Here is a 20,294-nt window from a genome sequence, read left to right on the forward strand (position 1 = left end):
TATTTCAATTGATTTTTATTTTTGTTTTGTCAACGGCAATTCCATAGATTGTTGCACCATATTTTCTGACAGACTTAATTTTACATGGTGTAGCCTCATCATTTAATGCCTTAGAGATTTCTCTATTTATCTTACTTATGTAAGTTCTTAAGGTATAGAGATTCAGTTTCTTTTTGACATACTCTATTATTTCCTCTTCTGCAATGTTTAAAGGATTATAAGTTTTTGAATAAAATTTGGCAAACTCTTTTGCAAAAGGCTCCTCAGTAATCTGCCCTAAGGATACATAGCAATCAGTGCAACTACCGCAAAGAGCATCCTTTGGACATAAAATTTTCTGTTGTAAAAATGTGGCATAAAGAGTAATTAAAATAGGACTCATGGTAAATGAAACTCCAGCAATTTCAATTTTTCTATCTTTTATATAAAGGATTATCTCAGGTTGAGTGAGGACAAGATCAATTTCTGATTGAGTCTCTTGTATAAGTTCTTTAAAGTTTTTTCCATGAAGCTGAATTTTTCCTGAAAATTTTATAAAAGGAAGTTCCATAATTTCAATTTTTGCTTTTTCTGTGCTTATTTCTTGCACTGTTCCATTAGCAAGCCTGCATTTTATAAATCTTTCCTGTTTTGGTTTATAGAAAAACTCAGGGTGTGATTCAAATTCAGGGCTTACCAAAACATGATAGAGTTTATCCCAGCTTCTACCAAAAAGTTGAAGTGCAGAGCCAAGATAAAAACTCATTGTTTTTCTTCCACCTGCAAGACAGCAGTGAAGCCTTACTGAATTATCTGTTGTAAGTTCTCTTATTAAAGAGATAATTGTATCCGCTGTTGCCTCACTCTGGGAAGAATCTCTTATGTCATCAATTTCATTGCCATCTTTATCTTTTATTACAATAATTGAGGAAGGCTTTATCTCAATTTGAGGAAGGTCATATTCAGTGAGAAACTGTTTTAGAATTCCTTTTTCAATCAATGCATTTTCAATCTGCTTTTTTCCTGTTGATGTGGTAATTATATACATTTCCTCAATGTTTACTGGCGGAGTGCTTTGTGATAAAGCATAAAGAGTCTCTGTAATAATTTGAGGAATTCCACCTATAACACAAACAAGGATTTCTTTAAATTTTTCCATATTTTAAAAATATTTTTTTAATGAAATTTCTTCCGTGAAAATCGCCTTCTCCAGGTAAAAATTCGGAATATTTAACATAGTTTTTCCGCAACATTCTTAAAATTTTTAATAAATCATGATTGTTCATGAATAAATAAAAGTCCTTTATTAGTTATCCACAGAGTCTTTTGGAACTCATCAGGGAGTCTTCCAATTAGGCCGTAAATTTCAAGTCTTTCAATTTCTTCAGAGTATTCCTTTTCTAAGATTTCATACTCTTCATATCGAACAACTCTTTTACTGGATAATTTTTTGAGAAGTTCCAGCTCCTTTCCTTTTGGAATATAAAATAGTTTTGGTAAAAATACTACTTCATGAAACTCTTCATTCATGTAATAGATTTCACAATCCGTAATAATTCCTACAAGAGCAGTAGCAATTACATGAGCCTTTAGTCCACCTGTGGGGTTGAAAAATACTTTATAGTTTTCTTTCTGTTTTTTCTTCGCAATATAAATTAATCTGTCAACAAGCTCTGATATACCAAGTTTAAATCTGTCAAGAGCATAGGATGGATCATAGTATTTTGCTTCCCAGAAGTATCCACTTATTTCATAGGGAGTATAAATTGAATATCCTGAGTCTTTTAAAAATTTTTCAATTGCAACCCTGCAAAGTTCATTTGATGCTGTCTTTGTGCCAAATAAATAAACTTCTATGAGCTCCTTCGGTTTACCTTGCGTAATTCTTAAAAATGTATTCATTTCTGCAGAATGCTTATAAGGCGCGCTTTTAAGAAACTCTACAAGGCGGTTAATTTCCTGAGGATTCTCAAGCAAACTCCTCCAGTAATCTTCTTCAGAAGTTTTTCTTTCAGGAAAAACTCCAGCCTTTTGAGCATTTGTTAAAAGAGAATTGCCTGTGCTTATGATGTGAAACTCTTTCAATGATTTCCTCCAGAATTTTTATTTTTAGATTAAAAACATAAAATTAATAAAAAAGTCAAGGTGCTAAATTAAAGTATATTTCTGCAATTCTGTTTAATTTTTTAAATTCTACTTCCCCGCATGTAAAAATAATAAAAATCAGTCTCCAACATTTTTATAATCATGCTTAAGCTTAACATTTTTTTTACTTAGCTCAATATCTTCTACAATTTTACCATCCAACATTTTAATAATTCTTTCTGCCTTTTCAGTCAGTTCTATCTCATGAGTTACCATGATTACTGTCCTGCCTTCAAGATATAACTTGCAGAAAATATCCATAACAATAGCCGTATTCTTTGAATCCAAATTACCAGTAGGCTCATCAGCTATTATTACAATTGGGTCATTTGCAAGAGCTCTTGCAATTGCTACTCTCTGCTGCTCTCCTCCTGAAATCTGAAAAGGCTTTCTTTTCTCCTTTCCATTGAGCCCTAACTTTTTAAGAAGCGAATAGGCTTTTTCCGTAGCTTCCTTTTTTGTCTTTCCTGCTTTTAACATGGGAACCATAACATTCTCAAGCAAAGTAAATTCTCCGACAAGATAATGAAATTGAAAGATGAATCCAAACTTCATATTTCTTAAATGAGCAATTTTATTTTTTTCTTCGAAATCTATTTTTTGTTTTTCAACGAATACTTCACCCTCGCTTGGTGTGTCTAAAAGTCCGATTATATACAGAAGAGAACTTTTACCTGATCCGGATGGTCCAACTATGCTTATGAATTCTCCTTTATTTACAGATAAATTGATATCTTTGAGTATTGTTTCATCTTTTATTTTTTTATTAACATTCTTAAGTTGAATAATGCTACTCAAACACTGCTCCTGAAAATATCAACAGGATTAAGTTTTGAAGCTTTATAGGAAGGATAAAATGCTGCTAAAGTTGAAAAAGTAAAAGCAAATAAAATTCCATAGAGAAAATACAGAGGGTTTCTGTCGAGGGCAAATCCTTTTGTTTTTACTAAGCCTTCTACACTAACATTCACAGAAGCAAGAAATTCCTGCAAAGCATAACCTAATAGACATCCAAGTATTGCTCCAAGAAAACCAATGATTATTCCATGAAAAACAAATATCTTTATTATATCAATATTTTCATAACCCAATGCCTTGAGTATTGCTATATCCCTTTTCTTTTCAAGGACTGTCATCATTATAATATTAAAAATTCCAAAAGCAGAGACCACAAGAATAGCAAAAACAATCATGTAGGTAATGTAGTTTTGGATTTTGAAAAGTTGTAAAAAATTCCTGAATGCTTTCTGCCAGCTTTCTGTATAATAACCAGTTTCCCTATTTATCCTGTCAGCAATTTCATTCGCACGATAAACATCCTTTATTTTAAAAATTATTTCATTGACTTCATTAGGTTTATTGAGAATGGTTTGTAGGGTTTTCAAATTCATATATATTCTTGTTTGGTCAAGCATGGTAATACCAGATTCAAAAAAATCAACAACCTTAAAAAGATGGGTAATTCCATAAGATGATGTTATAATCACCTTTTTACCTACTTCATCAACTCCAAGATCTCTTGCAAGGAGCTTGCCCATAATAATGCTGTCTTTGTCAGAGATTAGCATGTCAAGTTTTTTGTTTAAAACGAACTTATCAATAACAGAAGCTTTTCTTTCCATTACAGGATCTATCCCGATAAGAGATGCTGATTTATCAACAGTTCCATACTTTACAATTCCCTGTCCTGTAAGATGAGGTGCAATACCTATTATTTCTTTATCCTTTTTATATTTTTCTATTAAAAACTTATAATCTACAATTTTATCCTTCAACTCCTTGGGTTTTGCTCCATAAACTTTAAAGTATGAGTTATCTCCATAAACCTTCTTGAGTATTTTTTCTTTATCAAATTCATCTTTTGCTTTTAAGGTTATATGGGCATTTACATCTAAGGCCTGCTCAATAAAATATTTTTGAAAACCATTCATAAGTGAAGCCATTGCAATAAAAATTCCCACTCCAATAGAAACTCCTACTATAGCTACGATGGTTTGCCTTTTTCTTTCAAAAAGTAACTTTAAAGTAACAAAAACAATATGTTTCATCTTATTACTAACTCCTGGTTTTCTTCTAAACCTTCTATAACAAGAAGATAACCATTGTATTTTTCTGGAGAAACCTTTACTTTTATTTTTTTCACTCTATTGCCATCTAAAACCTCTACGTAACCGTTCTGGTAAGCTTTCTCTGGGATAAAAATTCCTTCAATTTCATCTATTATTATATTTGCCTCCACAGTTAAGCCAAAAAAAACTGGCTTTCCATAGTTAACATCAGCCTTTACCTTAACTGTCCTTGTAGCTCTATCAGATTGACTCTCAAGGCTCTTTATTCTACCTTCAAAAATCTCTCCGGGATAAGAATCAAGAGTAATATAAACTTTCATTCCAGTTTTAACCTTGGGAATATATTCCTCATCTACAAAAAGCACTGTTTCAAGATTTTTCTCGTTTCCCACAGAAAATAAAGCACTGTTCTGTTGCAGAGGATTGACATACTCGCCTTCATTAACAAATTTTCTTAAAATTTTACCACTAATTGGAGATTTAATGTAGTATTTATCAATCTCGGATTTAAGTGCTTTTCTCTTAGCGTTGAGACTTTCTAATTGATAATTTAAGTTTTTAATTGCATCGTTATATTGGTTAATCTGCCTTTCATAGTCCCTTTTTGCAACTTCATATTCTCTTTTAATTTCTTCAAATTTTTCTTTTGAAATTAGTTCTTCTTCATATAAAGCTTTTCTTCTTATAAAATTTTTCTCAACATTTTCAAAAATTGCTTTTTTTATCTCAATATTGTGAAGTAAATCTTTCTTAAAATCCGAATTTGGTGCCAATCTCTCTTTCACTAAGGCAATTTGAGCATCTAAATCTTTTAAATTTTCCATAAGTGTTTCATTTGATATAATTAAAAGTAGCTGCCCCTTTTTAACCTCCTGCCCTTCTTTAACCATTATTTTTTTAACATAACCTGAAACTTCAGTTTTGATAGCTAAACTGTCTGAAGAGTCGATAAAGCCTGAAGCATAAACAGACTTTACCATTTTTCTTTTCTCTATTTTGTATTTATCTTTGATGGAAGGTCTGGATAAAAAGACAATAAATAATGCGGCAATGAAAATTAAAAGTAATAAAAAAAAGAGTTTGAGTTTTTTTTAAAATTCATCTAAATTATTTTAACATATATTTAAATTTAACAATAAATTTCTAAATAATACCTCGAAAACAAATCACTGTAGCGCTTCATAAAGACAATAGCAAAAGGAGTTTTATCCATCTCTGAGGATCGCTCCTGTATGAGCAATAATTTTTTCAACCAATTTAGTGTGAAGTTCGTCAACTTCTTCTGCGGTTAGTGTTCTATCAAAGGCTCTATAGATAATTCGAAAAGCTATACTTTTATGACCTTCCGGAATGCCCTTCCCCTGATATACGTCAAAAATAAAAGCGTCTTCAATAAGTTCGCTATCAAAGGATTTTATAAGCTCAAATATTTTCTGAGATTCAAAATCAGCTGGCAGTATTAATGCTACATCTCTCTTAACTGGAGGATATGTGGAAAAAGGTTTATACTTTACTTCTGTTTTAACGAATGAGAACAACTTATCAAGATCAAGTTCTGTTATACATATGTAAGGCTTTGTCTTAAAATCAAGTTTTGATAAAACCCTTGGAGAAAGCACTCCAATGAATCCAATTTTTTCGTCCTTTACAAAAATATCCGCTGATTGTCCAGGATGTAAAAATGTTTCTTTAGACCTGATATATTGAACATTGTTTATTTTGAAATACCTGAAAACTCCGTCAATCAAACCCTTCAGAGCATAAAAATCATAAGGGTCGTCTTTAAAAGGAGATTTAAAATCCTCTTTCTTTGTTATTACGGCAAGATGGACAGGTTCTTCAGGAAGAGAAGCACTCTGCTGAGCTATAAATACTCTTCCTATTTCAAAAAGCTTTAAATTTTCTATACCACGGGCAGTGTTTTTTTCAGTATTCTTCAAAAGCCCTGGAAAAAGCATTGTTCGCATTACTGATTCTTCCTGCCTTAAAGGATTAAGAAGGCAGATAAATTTTCTTCTTCTGTCATTCTGTGGAATTTCAAATAAATCAAGATCATCGGCAGACATAAAGCTAAAATTAACAGCCTCGCTAAAGCCAAGAGAAATCATGTAATTTCTTATAAGATCTAAAAATTTTCTCTTTTTTGTAAGTTCATAATTTTCTTCAACATATTTAAATGCCTGAGGTAACTCTGCAGGGATTCTGTCATAACCGTAAATTCTTGCTACTTCCTCAGCAATGTCTTCTTCAATTGATATGTCCTGTCTGTGAGACGGAATTTTAGCAATATAAAAACTGTCTTTTTTTTCAAGTTGTATTTCAAGAAGTTCAAGAATTCTTAAAATTTCTTCCTCTGAAAGATTTACACCAATAAATTTACATATCTTTTCTGTATTGAAAGCAATATTTTTATATGGAATTTTTTTGGGATATACATCTATTGCTTCGTAAATTTCACCGCCTGCAAACTGCTGAATTAAAAAAGCTGCCCTGTCAAGAGCTTCTTTAAGAGCTTCAATGTCAGTACCCCTTTCAAATCTATAAGAGGCTTCTGTTGAAAGTCCGAGTTTTTTTGATGTCTTTCTTATTCTTTCAGGTTTAAAATAAGCGCTCTCAAGAAGAACATTGACTGTTTTATCAGTAACCTCAGTATTTGCACCACCCATAATTCCTGCAATCGCAACGGGTTTTACTGCATCCCATATTAAAAGGTCATGACAGTCAAGTTTTCTTTTTACTCCATCAAGAGTGGTAATCTCTACTTCAGTCATACCAAAATCTCGTGGAGTTCCTACTCTGATTTGCGCACCTTCAATGAGATCAAGATCAAAGGCATGAAGGGGATGCCCATACTCAAGCAAAACATAGTTAGTTACATCAACCACATTATTTATTGAGCGTATGCCTGAGGCTTCAAGCCTTTTTTTAAGCCATTCTGGAGATGAAGAAACTTTAACCCCCTTTACAATTCTTCCTGCATATCTATAGCAGAGTTCTGAATTTGCAATCGAAATCTTAAAATTTGTCTCTTTTAATTCTTTTTGAATTTTAAACGATGGCTTTTTGAGTTTTAATCCGAGTATTGCTTTAATCTCTCTTGCTATTCCAATAAGGCTGAGACAGTCTGCTCTATTTGGTGTTATTTCTAAATCAACAACTGCATCGCCTTGAAAATCCTCAATTGCTCCTACTTCAAGCCCTGCCATTGTAAGGGACTCAGCAACTCTCTTTAATTCTATCTCTCCTTCAATGTATTCTTTTAACCAGCTAAATAAAACTTTCATCAGAATTGCCTCAAAAATCTTATGTCATTTTCAAAGAATAATCTTATATCATCTATCCCGTATTTAAGCATTGTAAGTCTTTCCACGCCCATTCCAAAGGCAAAACCTGTGTATTTTCCTTCAGGATATCCTGCAAATCTGAATACATTTGGATGAACCATTCCAGCACCAAGAACTTCAAGCCATCCTGTTGCTTTACAAACTCTGCATCCACTTCCACCACAAATAATACAGCCAATGTCTACTTCAGTTGATGGTTCTGTAAAAGGAAAAAAGCTTGGTCTAAATCTCACAGGAATGTTTCCAAAAAGTCTTCTTAAAAAATAAACAAGAACACCTTTTAAATGGGAAAAAGAAATATTCTCATCAACCATCAGACCCTCAACCTGATGAAACATTGGAGTATGCGTTACATCAGAGTCACAGCGATAAACCTTTCCAGGAGAAATAAATCTAAGTGGTGGATTTTTCTTCTCCATTACCCTCACCTGAACAGGTGAAGTGTGAGTTCTTAAAACAACATCTTCGCTTATATAAAAGGTATCCTGCATGTCTCTGGCAGGATGCTCTTTTGGAATGTTTAATGCTTCAAAGTTATAGTAATCAAGCTCTACTTCAGGACCTTCTTCAACAGTAAATCCGAGTTCTTTGAAAATATCTATGATTTCAATAAGAGTTTGGTTTACAGGATGACTTCCACCAAAATAAAAATCCTTGCCTGGAAGGGTAATGTCAATGAATTCTTTTTTTAAAGCTTCTGATATTTCTTTTTGTCTGATTTCTTCTTCTTTATTTTTAATGGTTTGTTCAATAAAATTTTTAAGTTCATTAAGAGTCTTTCCCTGTAATTTCCTTTCTTCAGGAGGAAGTTTGCCTAAATTTTTAATTTTTTCTGTAATTATACCTTTTTTACCAATGTATTTTGCTTTTAGATTAACAAGTTCAACAGCAGAGCTAATCTCATTTATTTCTTTAACAAAGGCTTGCGCTAAAGGGTCTTGCATTTATGCTGCTTTTACAAAAGGTTTTACTTTTTCAACTAATGCTCCAAAGGCATTTATATCATTGTAAGCAATCTGAGCAAGAGCTTTTCTGTTAAGTGAAATATTAGCTTTTTTCAATCCATTGATGAATTGACTGTAAGTTAATCCAAACATTCTCGCTGCAGCATTTATTCTTGTAATCCAGAGTGCTCTGAAGTCTCTTTTTTTAAGTCTCCTGTCTTTATATGCGTGCTCTAATGCCTTTTCTACTGCTTTGGCAGCCACTTTATATGAACGATGTCTGGCACTGTAGTAGCCTTTAGCCATTGAAAGAATTTTCTTATGATACCTTCTTGTTTTAAATCCACCTTTTGCTCTTGGCATCTATTCCTCCATTGATTTCTTTTTTATAAAAATTTAAACTCCTGGGGAGGGATTCGAACCCCCGACCAAGTGGTTAACAGCCACCCGCTCTGCCTGCTGAGCTACCCAGGAATTATTTTAAAAATATCAGATTTTGCTAAGTTATGTCAAATTTTCAAGCTCTACTATTCTGATTTTTTCTCTTGCTTTTCAGGTTTCTTATAATCTACAAATTCCAGAATAGCCATTGGCGCGCTGTCTTTTATTCTAAATCCTGTTCTTACAACTCTTACATATCCACCGTTTCGGTCTCGAAAACGAGGAGCAATTTCTGTAAAAAGCTTTCTTATTAACTCTTTATCTGGTAAATAACTAAGTGCAAGCCTTCTTGAGTGCAGATCTCCCTTTTTCCCAAAGGTAACAAGTCTATCAGCAAGCTCTTTAACAGCTTTTGCTTTTGCTACAGTGGTTTCAATTCTTTCATACTTAATAAGAGAGGCTAACAATCCCCTTAAAAGAGCCTTCCGCTGATTGGCAGTTCTTCCAAAATGTCTTCCATCAACTCTATGCCTCATCCATTACCCCCTCTGAACTTTTTCCTTAAATTTTTCAAGTAATTCTTGATTTATTCTCATTCCAAGCTTTAAACCCAATGTGTTCAATACTTCCTTTATTTCCTCAAGTGAACGTTTACCAAAATTTTTAGTTTTCAGTAGTTCATTTTCATTTTTCTGAACAAGTTCAGCAATTGTATTGATTCCTGCACTCTTTAAACAATTATATGCTCTAACAGATAATTCAAGATCTTCAATTGGCTTAAAAATATTTTCATTTAATGTATCAAAGGTTAAATCTTCTTCTATGTTAGTAACACCCTCTTCTGACTTGTTATTTTGAACTTCAGATTCTTTGAAAAACCTTAGATATTCAAAATGATTGATGAGTATATTAGAAGCCTCGCTGATTGCTCTCTCAGGCGTCATACTTCCATCAGTCCAGATCTCTAAAATCAATCTATCATAATCTGTGAGTTCTCCAACTCTGGTCTTTTCCACTCTAAAATTGACCTTTTTAATAGGACTGAATATAGCATCAATAGTAATCGCATCTACGGGCAAATCCTCATCTTTAATTGCCTCTGAAGGAACATATCCCCTACCTTTTGTTAAATAAAGCGTCATTTCCAGTGAAGCATCCTGATCAAGAGAGCAAATATACTGAGATTTATTCAAAATTTCATATGTTCCATCTGTTTGAATAGCTTCTGCAGTAACTTCAGCCGGACCTTTTACATTAATAGTAGCTATTTTTTTATCAGCACTCTGAGAATAGTATTTAAATCTTAATTTTTTAACATTCAAAACAATATCCAGTATGTCTTCCTTTACTCCTTTTATTGAACTGAATTCATGTAAAACACCATTTATTTTTATGGCATAAACTGCTGCTCCTTCAAGAGAAGAAAGCAATACCCTTCTTAATGAATTCCCAAGTGTTATTCCATATCCTCTCTCAAGAGGCTCTATTATAAGCTTTCCATATGTATCAGTTAAACTTTCCTGTTCAAACTCAACTTTTTTTGGCATTTGAAATTCTTTATATAAACTCATTTACTGCCTCCCAATTTTCACTATAAATTATTTTGAATAAAACTCAACAATTAATTGTTCTTGCACTGGAAGCTGTATTTCATCTCTTTCGGGAAGTCTCAAAAATTTACCCTTCATTTCTTCAGTATTCACTTCTACCCATTCAGGGAATCCTCTTTGCTCAGCCAAAGTAAAACTTTCTTTAATGATTTCTAATTCTTTACCTGATGGGATAATTTCAATTATATCTCCAGGTCTTACCAGATAAGATGGAATATCAACTTTTCTGCCATTAACCAAAAAATATCCATGCTTTACTAACTGCCTTGCCTGTCTTCTGTTCTGAGCAAATCCCATCCTGTAAACCACATTGTCAAGCCTTCTTTCAAGAAGTTTCAATAGATTTTCACCAGTTACACCCTTCATTTTTGTGGCTTTTTCAAAGTAGTTCTTAAACTGCCTTTCCATAACACCATAAATTCTCTTGACTTTCTGTTTTTCTCTTAACTGTAAGCCATAATCTGAGAGTTTCCCCCTGTTATGTCCATGCTGTCCAGGAGGATATTTCCTTCTTTCAAAAGCACATTTTTCTGTATAGCATCTTGTACCTTTTAGAAACAGTTTCATACCTTCTCTTCTGCAAAGCCTACAAAGCGGACCTGTATATCTTGCCATTTTTAAACCCTCCTTCTTTTTGGAGGTCTGCACCCGTTATGGGGCACAGGTGTTACATCTTTAATTAAATTAATTTCAAGCCCTGCTGCCTGTAGAGCTCTTATTGCAGTTTCTCTTCCTGCTCCAGGACCTTTAATAAAAACATCTATCTGTTTCATTCCCATATCTATAACTCTCTTTGCAACTGTCTCTGCTGCTATCTGAGCTGCATAAGGAGTTCCTTTTCTTGAACCCTTAAAGCCGCAACTTCCTGCAGAAGCCCATGCTACTACATTGCCATTCTGATCTGTAATAGTTATTATTGTATTGTTAAATGTTGTTTGCACATGTGCTATGCCATGTGGGATATTTTTTTTAACTTTTTTTATGCCCTTTCTTTTCTGTGCCATTAATTTATATAACCTCCTTTATATTTTTATTTTTTATTTTTTCTTCATGAGCTTTCTTCTTGGACCTTTACGAGTTCTTGCATTTGTTCTTGTTCTCTGTCCTCTTACAGGTAAATTAGCCATGTGTCTTAATCCTCTATAACAGCCTATATCCATCAGTCTTTTGATATTCATGGATATTTCTTTTCTGAGCTCACCTTCAACCTTGTAATTTCTCTCTATTTCACTTCTTATCTTTACTATTTCTTCATCTGTAAGGTCTTTTACTCTTTTGTCGGGATCCACTCCTGTTTCTTTCAATATTCTATTTGACAAGCTTCTACCTATGCCGAAAATTCTTGTCAGTCCTATTTCAACTCTTTCATTTTTTGGTATATCAACGCCTGCTATTCTTGCCATACTTTACTCCTTTCTTATCCCTGTCTTTGTTTATGCTTTGGATTTTCACAAATAACTCTAATAACTCCTTTTCTCTTAATTATCTTACACTTTGAGCAAATCTTTTTTACTGAGGCTCTTACTTTCAATTAACACCTCCTATTTAAATCTATAAATTATTCTACCTTTGGTAAGGTCATAGGGAGATATTTCAACCAGAACTTTATCTCCTGGTAAAATTTTTATAAAATGCATTCTCATCTTTCCAGACACATATGCGAGTATAACATGCCCATTTTCAAGCCTTACTCTAAACATGGCATTGGGTAAGGCCTCCTCAATGGTTCCTTGCATTTCTATATGTTCTTCTTTCGGCATATAACTTGTTAATATATCTATATTTTTATAATTTAGTCAAGATTTCTGGTTCATTATCAGTAACTGCAATAGTATGCTCAAAGTGAGCTGAAAGAGAACCATCCTCAGTAACAGTTGTCCATCCATCTGAGAGAATTTTTACTCCATAGGTTCCTGCATTCACCATGGGTTCAATAGCAAGGGTCATGCCTTTTTTTAGTTTTGGACCAACTCCCCTTGTACCAAAATTTGGAATTTGAGGTTCTTCATGAAGAGACCTCCCTATCCCATGACCTACAAATGCTCGCACAACAGAAAATCCATTGGATTCAACATGTCTTTGAATTGCACTTGATATATCACCAATTCTATTGCCAACCCTTGCTTCCGCAATTCCTTTATATAAAGCTTCTTCAGTAACCTTTAGTAACCTCTGAGCTTCATCTGAAATTTTACCAACAGGATAGGTATATGCAGCATCCCCGTAAAAGCTTTCATACAAAACTCCTACATCAACGCTCACAATATCTCCTTCTTTAACAAAAACTTTTTCTGATGGTATTCCATGAACAACCTGCTCATTTATTGAAATACATGCACTAGCAGGATAACCTCTGTAACCTTTAAATGCAGGAATTCCTCCCATTTTAATTATCAAATTTTCAATAAATTGCTCTATCTGTTTTGTTGTTAATCCTTCTTTTATATATGTTTTAAGCTCTTCAAGAACTTTTGCCACTATCCGACAGGACTGTCGCATTTTTTTTATCTCTTCAGGACTTTTTAATATGATCACTACTTGATTAGTCCTTCCTACCTTTTATTCTGAATTTTTTGAAGAATCCCTCGTAAGATCTGCTTATCATGTGAGTTTCAATTTGAGAAACTGTATCAAGAGCCACGCCAACTGCTATAAGAAGGGAAGTTCCACCAAAATAAAATGGGACTTTAAATTTGGCAATAAGAATTTCTGGCAGGACACAAACAGCACTTAAATAAAGAGCACCGATGAATGTAAGGCGTGAAAGAACACGATAAATATATTCAGATGTTTTCTGACCAGGTCTTACTCCTGTAATATATCCTCCATTTTTCTGAAGATTTTCAGCAATTTCAACTGGATTGTAAATTACAGCTGTGTAAAAATATGTAAAAAAGATTATCAAACCAATGTAAAGTATGATATGAAGAAGGCTTCCTGGAGAAAGCTGTTTTGCCAGTGCCTGAACCCATGGAACAGCTATAAATCCTGCTACGGTAGCTGGAAACATCAATACTGATGAAGCAAAAATCGGTGGAATAACTCCTGCCGAATTAATCTTCAATGGAAGATATGTGGTATATCCACCATACATCTTTCTTCCAACAACTCTTTTTGCATATTGAATCGGAATCCTTCTCTGTCCTCTTTCAATAAATATTATTCCTGCTACTACACCAACCATAACAGCAACCAGAATTAAAAGGAAAAATATTGATAGTTCTCCTGTCCTAACAAGATTGTATGTATAAAAACAGGCATTTGGAAATCTTGCAACAATTCCTGCAAATATTATCAATGAAATGCCATTACCAATACCCCTTTCAGTTATTTGTTCTCCAAGCCACATGAGAAAAGCTGTTCCTGCAGTGAGAGTTATCATTGTTATTATTCTGAATGACCACCCAGGCTCCTGAATAAATTGTCCACCACCCATGCCTTCAAGACCTATAGCTATTCCAAACCCTTGAATTGCAGCAATCAGCACTGTTGCATACCGAGTGTATCTTGTTATCTTTTTTCTACCTTCTTCTCCTTCCTTTGCAAGTCTCTGTAAAGAAGGAATAACAACAGTCAAAAGCTGAAAAATAATTGATGCACTTATATAAGGCATTACCCCAAGTGCAAAGATAGTAACCTTTGAGAGAGCTCCACCTGTGAAAATGTCAAAAAATCCCATAACCGCTCCACCACGCTCAAGCAAAAACTTGCTCAACGCTTCACCATCTATGCCTGGTGTTGGTATATGAGCTCCAATTCTAAATACAGCAAGCATAGCAAGAGTAAATAAAACTCTTGCCCTTAATTCTGGTATTTTGAGAATATTTCTAAAGGCTGTTACAAGTCCCACTATATAACCTCTACCTTACCACCTATTGATTCAATTTTTTGAAGGGCTGCTTTGCTTATTGCATGAGTTTTAATTGTGACAGGCTTTTTTATTTCGCCATTTGCAAGAATTTTTATGCCATCTTTTAATTTTTTCACAATGCCTTTCTGTAAAAGAATTTCTGGAGTAATAACATCAACTTCATCAATAATTTTATTTAAATCTTTGAGATTTACTACTGCATATTCTTTCCGGAAAGGAGCATTTGAAAAACCTCTTTTGGGAACTCTTCTCTGAAGCGGCATCTGCCCACCTTCAAATCCTGCTCCTTTAGCACCTCCTGAACGGGATTTCTGCCCTTTAAGTCCCTTTGTTGAATATCTACCATGTCCAGAACCCAGTCCTCTCCCAATTCTTTTAACTCTTTTCTTGCTTCCTGGAGCTGGTTTCAATTCATTTATTTTCATAAAACTTTTTCCTCCTCAACTACTTGATTTTCTTCTGTATCAGAAGGCTTTACTCTGAGTTTTGCTACTGAAGTAGGTTCCTTTAGGCTATTTAATGCTCCTATTGTTGCCTTAACTGAATTAAAAGGATTATGGCTTCCAAGAACCTTTGCAACAACATCCTGAACTCCCGCAACTTCAAAAACTGCTCTTGCAGGACCGCCAGCTATTATACCAGTTCCTTTTGGAGCAGGGTTTATTACTATCTTTGTAGCACCATATTTGTACTCCACACGATGCGGGATTGTGGTATCTTTCAAAGGAAAACTTATGAGATTTTTTTTCGCCTTATCTATTGCCTTTCTTATTGCATCAGGAACTTCTGCTGCTTTTCCTTTACCAACTCCAACAATACCTGCTTCATTTCCTACTACAACGAGAGCACTGAAGGAAAAGCGCCTTCCACCCTTTACAACCTTGGCAACTCTATTTATGTAGACTACTTTATCTTTTAAATTCAGCTCCTGAGCATTTATTCTCCCCTGCTTCATTACTCCTCCCTAAAATTGTAATCCCTTCTGCCTTGCAGCATCTGCAAGAGCTTTAACACATCCATGATATTTATAACCTGCCCTGTCAAAAACAACCTTTGTTATTCCAGCCTTAATGGCTCTTTCTGCAATCAGTTCTCCTACCTTTGCAGCAAATTCTTTATTACCCTTATGACCTGGCAAGTCTCTTAATTCTTTATCTAATGTGGAGGCTGATACAAGTGTATGACCACGCGTATCATCAATAATCTGCGCATATATATGATTGAGACTTCTGAATACACAGAGTCTTGGTCTGTCAGGAGTTCCAAAAACCTTCTTTCTGATTCTTCTGCGCCTTCTTTCTCTTAATTCAGTTTTATCTCGCAATGCTGAACCTCCTTATTTCTTTCCAGTTTTTCCAGGTTTTAGTTTTAAAACTTCATCAGCATATCTAATTCCTTTACCCTTGTAGGGATCTGGAGGTCTAATAGCCCTCAGGTTAGCAGCTACCTGACCAACAAGCTGTTTGTCTATCCCATACAGAGTAATAGTTGTCTGTTTCTCATCCACAGTAGCTTTAATACCTTCTGGAAGAGGAAATTCCACTGGGTGAGAATATCCAACATTGAGTATGAGTTTATTTCCACTTAATTGAGCCCTATAACCAACACCATAAATTTGAAGAGTTTTTGAAAACCCCTGAGAAACACCGGTAACCATATTTGATATCAAGCTCCTTACAAGCCCGTGCATGGCTTTTTGCTTAGTAATATCGGAATCTCTTGTAACAATTATAGCTTTACTATCTAAGGTTACCCCTATGCCATCAGGTAGTTCATAACTTAACTGACCCTTTGGACCTTTAACAATGACCTTTCTATTTTCTACTGCTATGTTCACTCCTTCTGGTATCTGAATTGGTTTTCTTCCTATTTTTGACATCCCTTCACCTCTTACCATACATAACATATTACTTCTCCACCGACTCCTTTATGTCGGCACTCTTTATCAGTCATAACACCCTGAGATGTGGTCAATATGGCTATACCAAGTCCTCCCATTACACGAGGAATTTCATCTTTACTAACATATACTCTTCTTCCAGGTTTACTGATTCTCTGCAGATTTGAAATCACTGAATCGCCCTCCGGCGTATATTTCAAATTTATTCTTATTATGCCTTGCTTTTTATCCTTGATAATCTTGTAAGATTTGATAAACCCTTCTTCCTTAAGTATCTTTGAGATTTCAATCTTCATCCTTGAAGCAGGGATATCTACCTTGTCTGCTTTTACTTTTATTGCATTTCTAATACGAGTTAACATGTCAGCAATTGGATCTGTCATCATAATTACCACCTCTTACCAGCTTGCTTTTACAACTCCAGGGATTTTCCCTGAGTTGGCTAAAAATCTAAAGCAAATTCTACAAAGCCCAAAATCCCTCAGATATCCTCTGGGTCTGCCGCAAATTTTACAACGATTTCTCGCTCTTACCTTAAATTTTGGTGGATACTTTGCTCTTTCTATTTTACTCTTTCTTGCCACAGCTCCTCCTTATCTTATTGGCATTCCAAAGGCTTTCAATAATGCTAAAGCCTCTTCATCAGACTTAGCTGTTGTGCATATGGTTATATCAAGTCCGTGTATCATCTCCACTTTATCATAATCTATTTCAGGAAATATAAACTGTTCTTTAATTCCAAAAGAGTAGTTTCCTCTTCCATCAAAGGATTTTGGTGAAATTCCTCTAAAATCCCTTATTCTTGGTAAAGCAAGAGAAATTAATCTATCTAAAAATTCATACATTCTGTCTTTTCTTAATGTAACCTTGCAGCCTATAGGCATTCCTTTTTTAAGTTTAAAAGCTGCCAGCGCTCTTTTAGCCTTTGTTATAACAGGTTTCTGTCCTGTTATTAAAGCAAGCTGTTTTTCAGCAGCATCAAGAAGCTTTATATTCTGAATTGCCTCTCCCAAAGTAACATGGACAATTATTTTATCAAGGCGAGGCGCCTGCATCACATTTTTATAGTTAAACTTTTTCATTAATGCTGGAATTATTTCTTTGTAATATTTTTCTTTAAGACGAGGCACATATTTTTTAGCTTCAGCATTCATCAGTCAATAACCTCCATGCATTTCTTACAAATCCTCAGTTTTCTACCATCTTCTAAAATTCTTGTACCTATCCGAGTAGGTTTATCACATTTTGGGCACATGAGCATTACCTTTGATATGTGAATTGGATGCTCTCTTTCAATAATTCCACCCTGTGGATACTTACGCGAAGGTTTCTGATGCTTTTTTACAATATTAACTCCCTCTACCACTACTTTTTCGTCCTTAGGTATAACCCTAAGGACTCTTCCCTTTTTATCCTTATCTTTTCCTGATAAAACTAAAACTGTATCCCCTTTCTTAATCCTTAAACTCACTTTATTCCTCCACCTAAATAACTTCTGGAGCAAGAGAAACTATTTTTGTAAATTCTTTCCATCTCAGTTCCCTTGCAACAGGACCAAATATTCTTGTGCCAATTGGTTCAAGCTGATTATTTACCAGCACAACCGCGTTCTGATCAAATCTTATATAAGAACCATCAGGTCTCCTGACAGATCTACGCAATCTAACAATAACAGCCTTTACAACAGAACCTTTTTTTATATTGCTATCTGGCAAAGCTTCTTTAACACTTACAACAATAATATCGCCCAGAGTTGCATACTTTCTATTTGAACCTCCAAGAACTCTTATGCACTGCACTCTTTTTGCACCAGAATTATCAGCAACCTCAAGAATACTTCTTGGTTGAATCATTGAGCATCACCCTCCTTCAGAATTCTTAAAACCTTCCATCTTTTTGTTTTGCTTATTGGCCTAAATTCAATTATCTCCACCATATCTCCAAGTTTGCACTTGTTTTCTTCATCATGGGCTTTATACTTCTTTCGTGTTTTAATAGTTTTTTTGTAAAGAGGATGCTGAAAAATTCTTTCCACAGAAACCACCACTGTTTTATCCATTTTATCGCTTACAACTGTGCCTTTTAATATCTTTTTTGGCATATTACTAACTCCTTATTCCTCTTTGTTTCTCTGTAATAATCGTTAAAATCCTTGCAATATCTTTTTTTACTGCCCTGATTCTTTTTACATTCTGAAGTTCACCTTTTGCAAGTTGAAATCTTAAATTAAACAACTCCTTGCGTAACTCCTGCTCTTTTTTCTTTAACTCTTCTATTGAAAAATTTCTAAGTTCTACAGTCTTCATACAAAACTCTCCTGCCTTTTTACGAATTTGGTCTTCACTGGAAGTTTATGCGATGCCAATTCAAAGGCTTCCTTTGCAACTTCTTCTGGAACTCCAGATATTTCAAAGAGAATTCTACCTGGTTTAACCACCGCAACCCAAAATTCAGGATTACCTTTTCCTTTACCCATTCTTGTTTCAGCAGGTTTACGAGTAATTGGCTTGTCAGGAAAAATTCTTATCCAGAGCTTGCAGCCCTTTTTAGCATGCCTCATTATAGCAACTCTTGCTGCTTCAATCTGCCTTGCTGTAATCCATGCTGGCTCTAAAGCCTTAAGACCATATTCACCAAAAGAGATTGTGCTGCCTCTGTAAGCAATACCTTTCATTCTGCCTTTTTGCATTTTACGAAATTTAACTTTCTTTGGAGCTAACATAATTTATTCCTCTCCGTTTCTAATAGTTATGGCTTTATATATTGCCCTGGTTGAACTTCACCCTTAAAAATCCATACCTTGACACCAATCACTCCATAGGTAGTCCTTGCCTCTGCAAAACCGTAATCAATGTCTGCCCTGAAAGTGCTCAAAGGAACTCTTCCTTCTCTATACCATTCAGTTCTTGCTATTTCTGCTCCAGCCAGTCTTCCAGCACACGATACCTTGATGCCTTTAGCACCAAACCTCATTGAAGAGGCTACGGCTCTTTTCATTGCCCTCCTATAGGCAACTCTTTTTTCTATCTGAAGAGCTATGTTTTCCGCAACAAGCTGTGCATCAAGCTCTGGACGCCTTACCTCCTGAACATCAACATTTGCCTGTTTATTTGTTATTGCTTCAACTTCCTTTTTTAGTTTTTCAACTTCTGCACCTTTTTTACCTATGATTATTCCAGGTCTTGCCGCAAATATTAAAACCTTTATTTTTTCTCCAACTCTTTCTATCTCAATTCTGGATACTCCAGCATGATAAAGCTTTTCTTTTAGCATTTTTCTAAGTTTTAGATCCTCTATGAGCTGCTGTCCATATTCTTTTTTAGCAAACCATCTGCTTTCCCATGTTCTTATTATTCCTAATCTGTTACCTATTGGATTTGTTTTTTGACCCAAAGAAACACCTCCGCTTTAGTTTTCTTCAATACCCACATATATTGTAATATGCGAAGTTTTCTTTTTAATAATATTTGCTCTTCCCATAGCTCTATGCTCAATTCTCTTCATCATAGGACCCTGATCAACGTATGCCTTCAGTATTCTCAATGCATCTATATCTATTCTGGGATTTTTCTGTTCAGCATTTGCCAATGCAGATCTTAAAACCTTTTCAATTATTCTGGCACCTCTGTGAGGCATATATTTCAACATCAACAGAGCCTCACCTGCTTTTCTACCACGAATTAAATTTATAACTCTTCTTGCTTTAGTTGGAGTTATACGAGCATATCTTAATATAGCCCTTGCTTCCATCTTTATTTCCCCTTAGCCTTTTTCTTTTCTTCAGAGCCTGCATGGCCTTTAAAAGTTCTTGTTGGAGCAAATTCTCCGAGTTTATGTCCAATCATATTTTCAGTAACATATACAGGAATAAACTTTTTGCCATTGTGAACCGCAAATGTAAGACCAATAAACTCAGGAATAATTGTAGACCTTCTTGACCATGTCTTTATGGGCTTTTTATCTCCTGTCTGCAGTGCTTTTTTTACCTTTTCCATCAGTTTGGCATCAACAAATGGACCTTTTTTAAGCGATCTTGGCACCTTTAACCCCC

The 20,294-nt window shown here is 34.6% G+C and carries 32 protein-coding genes and 1 tRNA gene; all 33 read right to left on the reverse strand.

The window, feature by feature from the left end; genetic code table 11:
• Positions 1 to 4: 4 nt before the first annotated feature.
• The gene (csm6, locus tag V4D31_RS08175; protein WP_353685951.1) at positions 5 to 1,138 is read right to left on the reverse strand and encodes a CRISPR-associated ring nuclease Csm6; all 1,134 of its coding nucleotides are present in this window, start codon (positions 1,136 to 1,138) and stop codon (positions 5 to 7) included.
• Positions 1,139 to 1,251: 113 nt separating this feature from the next.
• Positions 1,252 to 2,064 carry a putative CRISPR-associated protein gene (locus V4D31_RS08180; RefSeq protein WP_353685952.1) on the reverse strand — a complete coding sequence of 271 codons (813 nt, stop codon included), beginning with the start codon at positions 2,062 to 2,064 and terminating at the stop codon, positions 1,252 to 1,254.
• 138 nt (positions 2,065 to 2,202) lie between these two features.
• Positions 2,203 to 2,922, reverse strand: a complete 720-nt coding sequence (locus V4D31_RS08185; protein ID WP_353685953.1) for an ABC transporter ATP-binding protein — start codon at positions 2,920 to 2,922, stop codon at positions 2,203 to 2,205.
• Positions 2,919 to 4,172: an ABC transporter permease gene (locus V4D31_RS08190; RefSeq protein ID WP_353685954.1), complete on the reverse strand. Its 1,254-nt coding sequence runs from the start codon at positions 4,170 to 4,172 to the stop codon at positions 2,919 to 2,921. The genes V4D31_RS08185 and V4D31_RS08190 overlap by 4 nt, the downstream gene beginning before the upstream one ends.
• Complete coding sequence (locus V4D31_RS08195; protein ID WP_353685955.1) at positions 4,169 to 5,173, reverse strand: efflux RND transporter periplasmic adaptor subunit; 1,005 nt, start codon at positions 5,171 to 5,173, stop codon at positions 4,169 to 4,171. The genes V4D31_RS08190 and V4D31_RS08195 overlap by 4 nt, the downstream gene beginning before the upstream one ends.
• A gap of 225 nt (positions 5,174 to 5,398) precedes the next feature.
• Positions 5,399 to 7,477, reverse strand: a complete 2,079-nt coding sequence (pheT, locus tag V4D31_RS08200; protein ID WP_353685956.1) for a phenylalanine--tRNA ligase subunit beta — start codon at positions 7,475 to 7,477, stop codon at positions 5,399 to 5,401.
• On the reverse strand, positions 7,477 to 8,481 hold the full coding sequence (gene pheS / locus V4D31_RS08205; protein WP_353685957.1) for a phenylalanine--tRNA ligase subunit alpha: 1,005 nt from the start codon (positions 8,479 to 8,481) through the stop codon (positions 7,477 to 7,479). The genes pheT and pheS overlap by 1 nt, the downstream gene beginning before the upstream one ends.
• Complete coding sequence (rplT, locus tag V4D31_RS08210) at positions 8,482 to 8,844, reverse strand: 50S ribosomal protein L20 (RefSeq protein ID WP_353685958.1); 363 nt, start codon at positions 8,842 to 8,844, stop codon at positions 8,482 to 8,484.
• Between the two features lie 38 nt (positions 8,845 to 8,882).
• A tRNA-Asn gene (locus tag V4D31_RS08215) sits at positions 8,883 to 8,955 on the reverse strand.
• 53 nt (positions 8,956 to 9,008) lie between these two features.
• Complete coding sequence (gene rplQ, locus V4D31_RS08220) at positions 9,009 to 9,398, reverse strand: 50S ribosomal protein L17 (protein WP_353685959.1); 390 nt, start codon at positions 9,396 to 9,398, stop codon at positions 9,009 to 9,011.
• A gap of 3 nt (positions 9,399 to 9,401) precedes the next feature.
• On the reverse strand, positions 9,402 to 10,433 hold the full coding sequence (locus V4D31_RS08225) for a DNA-directed RNA polymerase subunit alpha (RefSeq protein ID WP_353685960.1): 1,032 nt from the start codon (positions 10,431 to 10,433) through the stop codon (positions 9,402 to 9,404).
• Positions 10,434 to 10,460: 27 nt separating this feature from the next.
• Positions 10,461 to 11,087, reverse strand: coding sequence for a 30S ribosomal protein S4 (gene rpsD / locus V4D31_RS08230; RefSeq protein ID WP_353685961.1), 627 nt, complete (start codon positions 11,085 to 11,087; stop codon positions 10,461 to 10,463).
• Between the two features lie 2 nt (positions 11,088 to 11,089).
• Positions 11,090 to 11,476, reverse strand: coding sequence for a 30S ribosomal protein S11 (gene rpsK / locus V4D31_RS08235; RefSeq protein WP_353685962.1), 387 nt, complete (start codon positions 11,474 to 11,476; stop codon positions 11,090 to 11,092).
• A 33-nt stretch (positions 11,477 to 11,509) separates the two neighbouring features.
• Positions 11,510 to 11,875: a 30S ribosomal protein S13 gene (gene rpsM / locus V4D31_RS08240; protein ID WP_353685963.1), complete on the reverse strand. Its 366-nt coding sequence runs from the start codon at positions 11,873 to 11,875 to the stop codon at positions 11,510 to 11,512.
• 14 nt (positions 11,876 to 11,889) lie between these two features.
• Positions 11,890 to 12,003 carry a 50S ribosomal protein L36 gene (rpmJ, locus tag V4D31_RS08245; RefSeq protein ID WP_353684018.1) on the reverse strand — a complete coding sequence of 38 codons (114 nt, stop codon included), beginning with the start codon at positions 12,001 to 12,003 and terminating at the stop codon, positions 11,890 to 11,892.
• Positions 12,004 to 12,013: 10 nt separating this feature from the next.
• Positions 12,014 to 12,232, reverse strand: a complete 219-nt coding sequence (infA, locus tag V4D31_RS08250) for a translation initiation factor IF-1 (RefSeq protein WP_353684017.1) — start codon at positions 12,230 to 12,232, stop codon at positions 12,014 to 12,016.
• Between the two features lie 25 nt (positions 12,233 to 12,257).
• Entirely contained in the window at positions 12,258 to 13,007 is a 750-nt protein-coding gene (map, locus tag V4D31_RS08255; protein WP_353685964.1) for a type I methionyl aminopeptidase, read from the reverse strand.
• Between the two features lie 7 nt (positions 13,008 to 13,014).
• Positions 13,015 to 14,322 carry a preprotein translocase subunit SecY gene (secY, locus tag V4D31_RS08260; RefSeq protein WP_353685965.1) on the reverse strand — a complete coding sequence of 436 codons (1,308 nt, stop codon included), beginning with the start codon at positions 14,320 to 14,322 and terminating at the stop codon, positions 13,015 to 13,017.
• A complete protein-coding gene (gene rplO / locus V4D31_RS08265; RefSeq protein WP_353685966.1) occupies positions 14,322 to 14,768 on the reverse strand; it encodes a 50S ribosomal protein L15 in 447 nt (148 codons plus the stop codon). The genes secY and rplO overlap by 1 nt, the downstream gene beginning before the upstream one ends.
• Complete coding sequence (gene rpsE / locus V4D31_RS08270) at positions 14,765 to 15,298, reverse strand: 30S ribosomal protein S5 (RefSeq protein ID WP_353685967.1); 534 nt, start codon at positions 15,296 to 15,298, stop codon at positions 14,765 to 14,767. The genes rplO and rpsE overlap by 4 nt, the downstream gene beginning before the upstream one ends.
• Positions 15,299 to 15,307: 9 nt before the next feature.
• A complete protein-coding gene (gene rplR / locus V4D31_RS08275; RefSeq protein ID WP_353685968.1) occupies positions 15,308 to 15,667 on the reverse strand; it encodes a 50S ribosomal protein L18 in 360 nt (119 codons plus the stop codon).
• 12 nt (positions 15,668 to 15,679) lie between these two features.
• The gene (gene rplF / locus V4D31_RS08280) at positions 15,680 to 16,222 is read right to left on the reverse strand and encodes a 50S ribosomal protein L6 (RefSeq protein ID WP_353685969.1); all 543 of its coding nucleotides are present in this window, start codon (positions 16,220 to 16,222) and stop codon (positions 15,680 to 15,682) included.
• Positions 16,223 to 16,233: 11 nt separating this feature from the next.
• Entirely contained in the window at positions 16,234 to 16,629 is a 396-nt protein-coding gene (gene rpsH / locus V4D31_RS08285; RefSeq protein WP_353685970.1) for a 30S ribosomal protein S8, read from the reverse strand.
• A 12-nt stretch (positions 16,630 to 16,641) separates the two neighbouring features.
• Positions 16,642 to 16,827, reverse strand: a complete 186-nt coding sequence (locus V4D31_RS08290; protein ID WP_353685971.1) for a type Z 30S ribosomal protein S14 — start codon at positions 16,825 to 16,827, stop codon at positions 16,642 to 16,644.
• 9 nt (positions 16,828 to 16,836) lie between these two features.
• Entirely contained in the window at positions 16,837 to 17,397 is a 561-nt protein-coding gene (gene rplE, locus V4D31_RS08295; protein ID WP_353685972.1) for a 50S ribosomal protein L5, read from the reverse strand.
• Entirely contained in the window at positions 17,397 to 17,714 is a 318-nt protein-coding gene (gene rplX, locus V4D31_RS08300; protein ID WP_353685973.1) for a 50S ribosomal protein L24, read from the reverse strand. The genes rplE and rplX overlap by 1 nt, the downstream gene beginning before the upstream one ends.
• A gap of 13 nt (positions 17,715 to 17,727) precedes the next feature.
• Positions 17,728 to 18,096: a 50S ribosomal protein L14 gene (rplN, locus tag V4D31_RS08305; protein WP_353685974.1), complete on the reverse strand. Its 369-nt coding sequence runs from the start codon at positions 18,094 to 18,096 to the stop codon at positions 17,728 to 17,730.
• Positions 18,093 to 18,344, reverse strand: coding sequence for a 30S ribosomal protein S17 (gene rpsQ / locus V4D31_RS08310; RefSeq protein WP_353685975.1), 252 nt, complete (start codon positions 18,342 to 18,344; stop codon positions 18,093 to 18,095). The genes rplN and rpsQ overlap by 4 nt, the downstream gene beginning before the upstream one ends.
• A 4-nt stretch (positions 18,345 to 18,348) precedes the next feature.
• A complete protein-coding gene (gene rpmC, locus V4D31_RS08315; protein ID WP_353685976.1) occupies positions 18,349 to 18,549 on the reverse strand; it encodes a 50S ribosomal protein L29 in 201 nt (66 codons plus the stop codon).
• Positions 18,546 to 18,965 (reverse strand): 50S ribosomal protein L16, encoded by a 420-nt coding sequence (gene rplP, locus V4D31_RS08320; protein WP_353685977.1) that lies wholly within the window; start codon positions 18,963 to 18,965, stop codon positions 18,546 to 18,548. Before rplP ends, rpmC begins: the two co-directional genes overlap by 4 nt.
• Before the next feature lie 26 nt (positions 18,966 to 18,991).
• Positions 18,992 to 19,636, reverse strand: coding sequence for a 30S ribosomal protein S3 (gene rpsC, locus V4D31_RS08325; RefSeq protein WP_353685978.1), 645 nt, complete (start codon positions 19,634 to 19,636; stop codon positions 18,992 to 18,994).
• 15 nt (positions 19,637 to 19,651) lie between these two features.
• The gene (gene rplV / locus V4D31_RS08330; RefSeq protein WP_353685979.1) at positions 19,652 to 19,993 is read right to left on the reverse strand and encodes a 50S ribosomal protein L22; all 342 of its coding nucleotides are present in this window, start codon (positions 19,991 to 19,993) and stop codon (positions 19,652 to 19,654) included.
• 2 nt (positions 19,994 to 19,995) lie between these two features.
• A complete protein-coding gene (gene rpsS, locus V4D31_RS08335; RefSeq protein WP_353685980.1) occupies positions 19,996 to 20,283 on the reverse strand; it encodes a 30S ribosomal protein S19 in 288 nt (95 codons plus the stop codon).
• Positions 20,284 to 20,294 lie beyond the last annotated feature (11 nt).

The organism is Thermodesulfovibrio sp. 3462-1, from assembly GCF_040451425.1.
Taxonomy (GTDB): Bacteria; Nitrospirota; Thermodesulfovibrionia; order Thermodesulfovibrionales; family Thermodesulfovibrionaceae; genus Thermodesulfovibrio; species Thermodesulfovibrio obliviosus.

Bases quoted from the DNA above. Each gene is read 5' to 3' on its own strand.
- rpmC (WP_353685976.1), bottom strand. From the start codon at position 18,549: ATGAAGACTGTAGAACTTAGAAATTTTTCAATAGAAGAGTTAAAGAAA.
- rplN (WP_353685974.1), bottom strand. From the start codon at position 18,096: ATGATTCAACCAAGAAGTATTCTTGAGGTTGCTGATAATTCTGGTGCA.
- csm6 (WP_353685951.1), bottom strand. From the start codon at position 1,138: ATGGAAAAATTTAAAGAAATCCTTGTTTGTGTTATAGGTGGAATTCCT.
- rpsE (WP_353685967.1), bottom strand. From the start codon at position 15,298: ATGAAGCAGGGGAGAATAAATGCTCAGGAGCTGAATTTAAAAGATAAA.
- pheS (WP_353685957.1), bottom strand. From the start codon at position 8,481: ATGCAAGACCCTTTAGCGCAAGCCTTTGTTAAAGAAATAAATGAGATT.
- rpsQ (WP_353685975.1), bottom strand. From the start codon at position 18,344: ATGCCAAAAAAGATATTAAAAGGCACAGTTGTAAGCGATAAAATGGAT.
- rplQ (WP_353685959.1), bottom strand. From the start codon at position 9,398: ATGAGGCATAGAGTTGATGGAAGACATTTTGGAAGAACTGCCAATCAG.
- rplT (WP_353685958.1), bottom strand. From the start codon at position 8,844: ATGCCAAGAGCAAAAGGTGGATTTAAAACAAGAAGGTATCATAAGAAA.
- rpsM (WP_353685963.1), bottom strand. From the start codon at position 11,875: ATGGCAAGAATAGCAGGCGTTGATATACCAAAAAATGAAAGAGTTGAA.
- V4D31_RS08225 (WP_353685960.1), bottom strand. From the start codon at position 10,433: ATGAGTTTATATAAAGAATTTCAAATGCCAAAAAAAGTTGAGTTTGAA.
- rplV (WP_353685979.1), bottom strand. From the start codon at position 19,993: ATGGAAGCAAGGGCTATATTAAGATATGCTCGTATAACTCCAACTAAA.
- V4D31_RS08195 (WP_353685955.1), bottom strand. From the start codon at position 5,173: ATGGTAAAGTCTGTTTATGCTTCAGGCTTTATCGACTCTTCAGACAGT.
- pheT (WP_353685956.1), bottom strand. From the start codon at position 7,477: ATGAAAGTTTTATTTAGCTGGTTAAAAGAATACATTGAAGGAGAGATA.
- rpsK (WP_353685962.1), bottom strand. From the start codon at position 11,476: ATGGCACAGAAAAGAAAGGGCATAAAAAAAGTTAAAAAAAATATCCCA.
- V4D31_RS08190 (WP_353685954.1), bottom strand. From the start codon at position 4,172: ATGAAACATATTGTTTTTGTTACTTTAAAGTTACTTTTTGAAAGAAAA.
- infA (WP_353684017.1), bottom strand. From the start codon at position 12,232: ATGCCGAAAGAAGAACATATAGAAATGCAAGGAACCATTGAGGAGGCC.
- rplP (WP_353685977.1), bottom strand. From the start codon at position 18,965: ATGTTAGCTCCAAAGAAAGTTAAATTTCGTAAAATGCAAAAAGGCAGA.
- rpsD (WP_353685961.1), bottom strand. From the start codon at position 11,087: ATGGCAAGATATACAGGTCCGCTTTGTAGGCTTTGCAGAAGAGAAGGT.
- rplO (WP_353685966.1), bottom strand. From the start codon at position 14,768: ATGAAAATAAATGAATTGAAACCAGCTCCAGGAAGCAAGAAAAGAGTT.
- rplF (WP_353685969.1), bottom strand. From the start codon at position 16,222: ATGTCAAAAATAGGAAGAAAACCAATTCAGATACCAGAAGGAGTGAAC.
- rplE (WP_353685972.1), bottom strand. From the start codon at position 17,397: ATGAATGCTGAAGCTAAAAAATATGTGCCTCGTCTTAAAGAAAAATAT.
- rpsH (WP_353685970.1), bottom strand. From the start codon at position 16,629: ATGATGACAGATCCAATTGCTGACATGTTAACTCGTATTAGAAATGCA.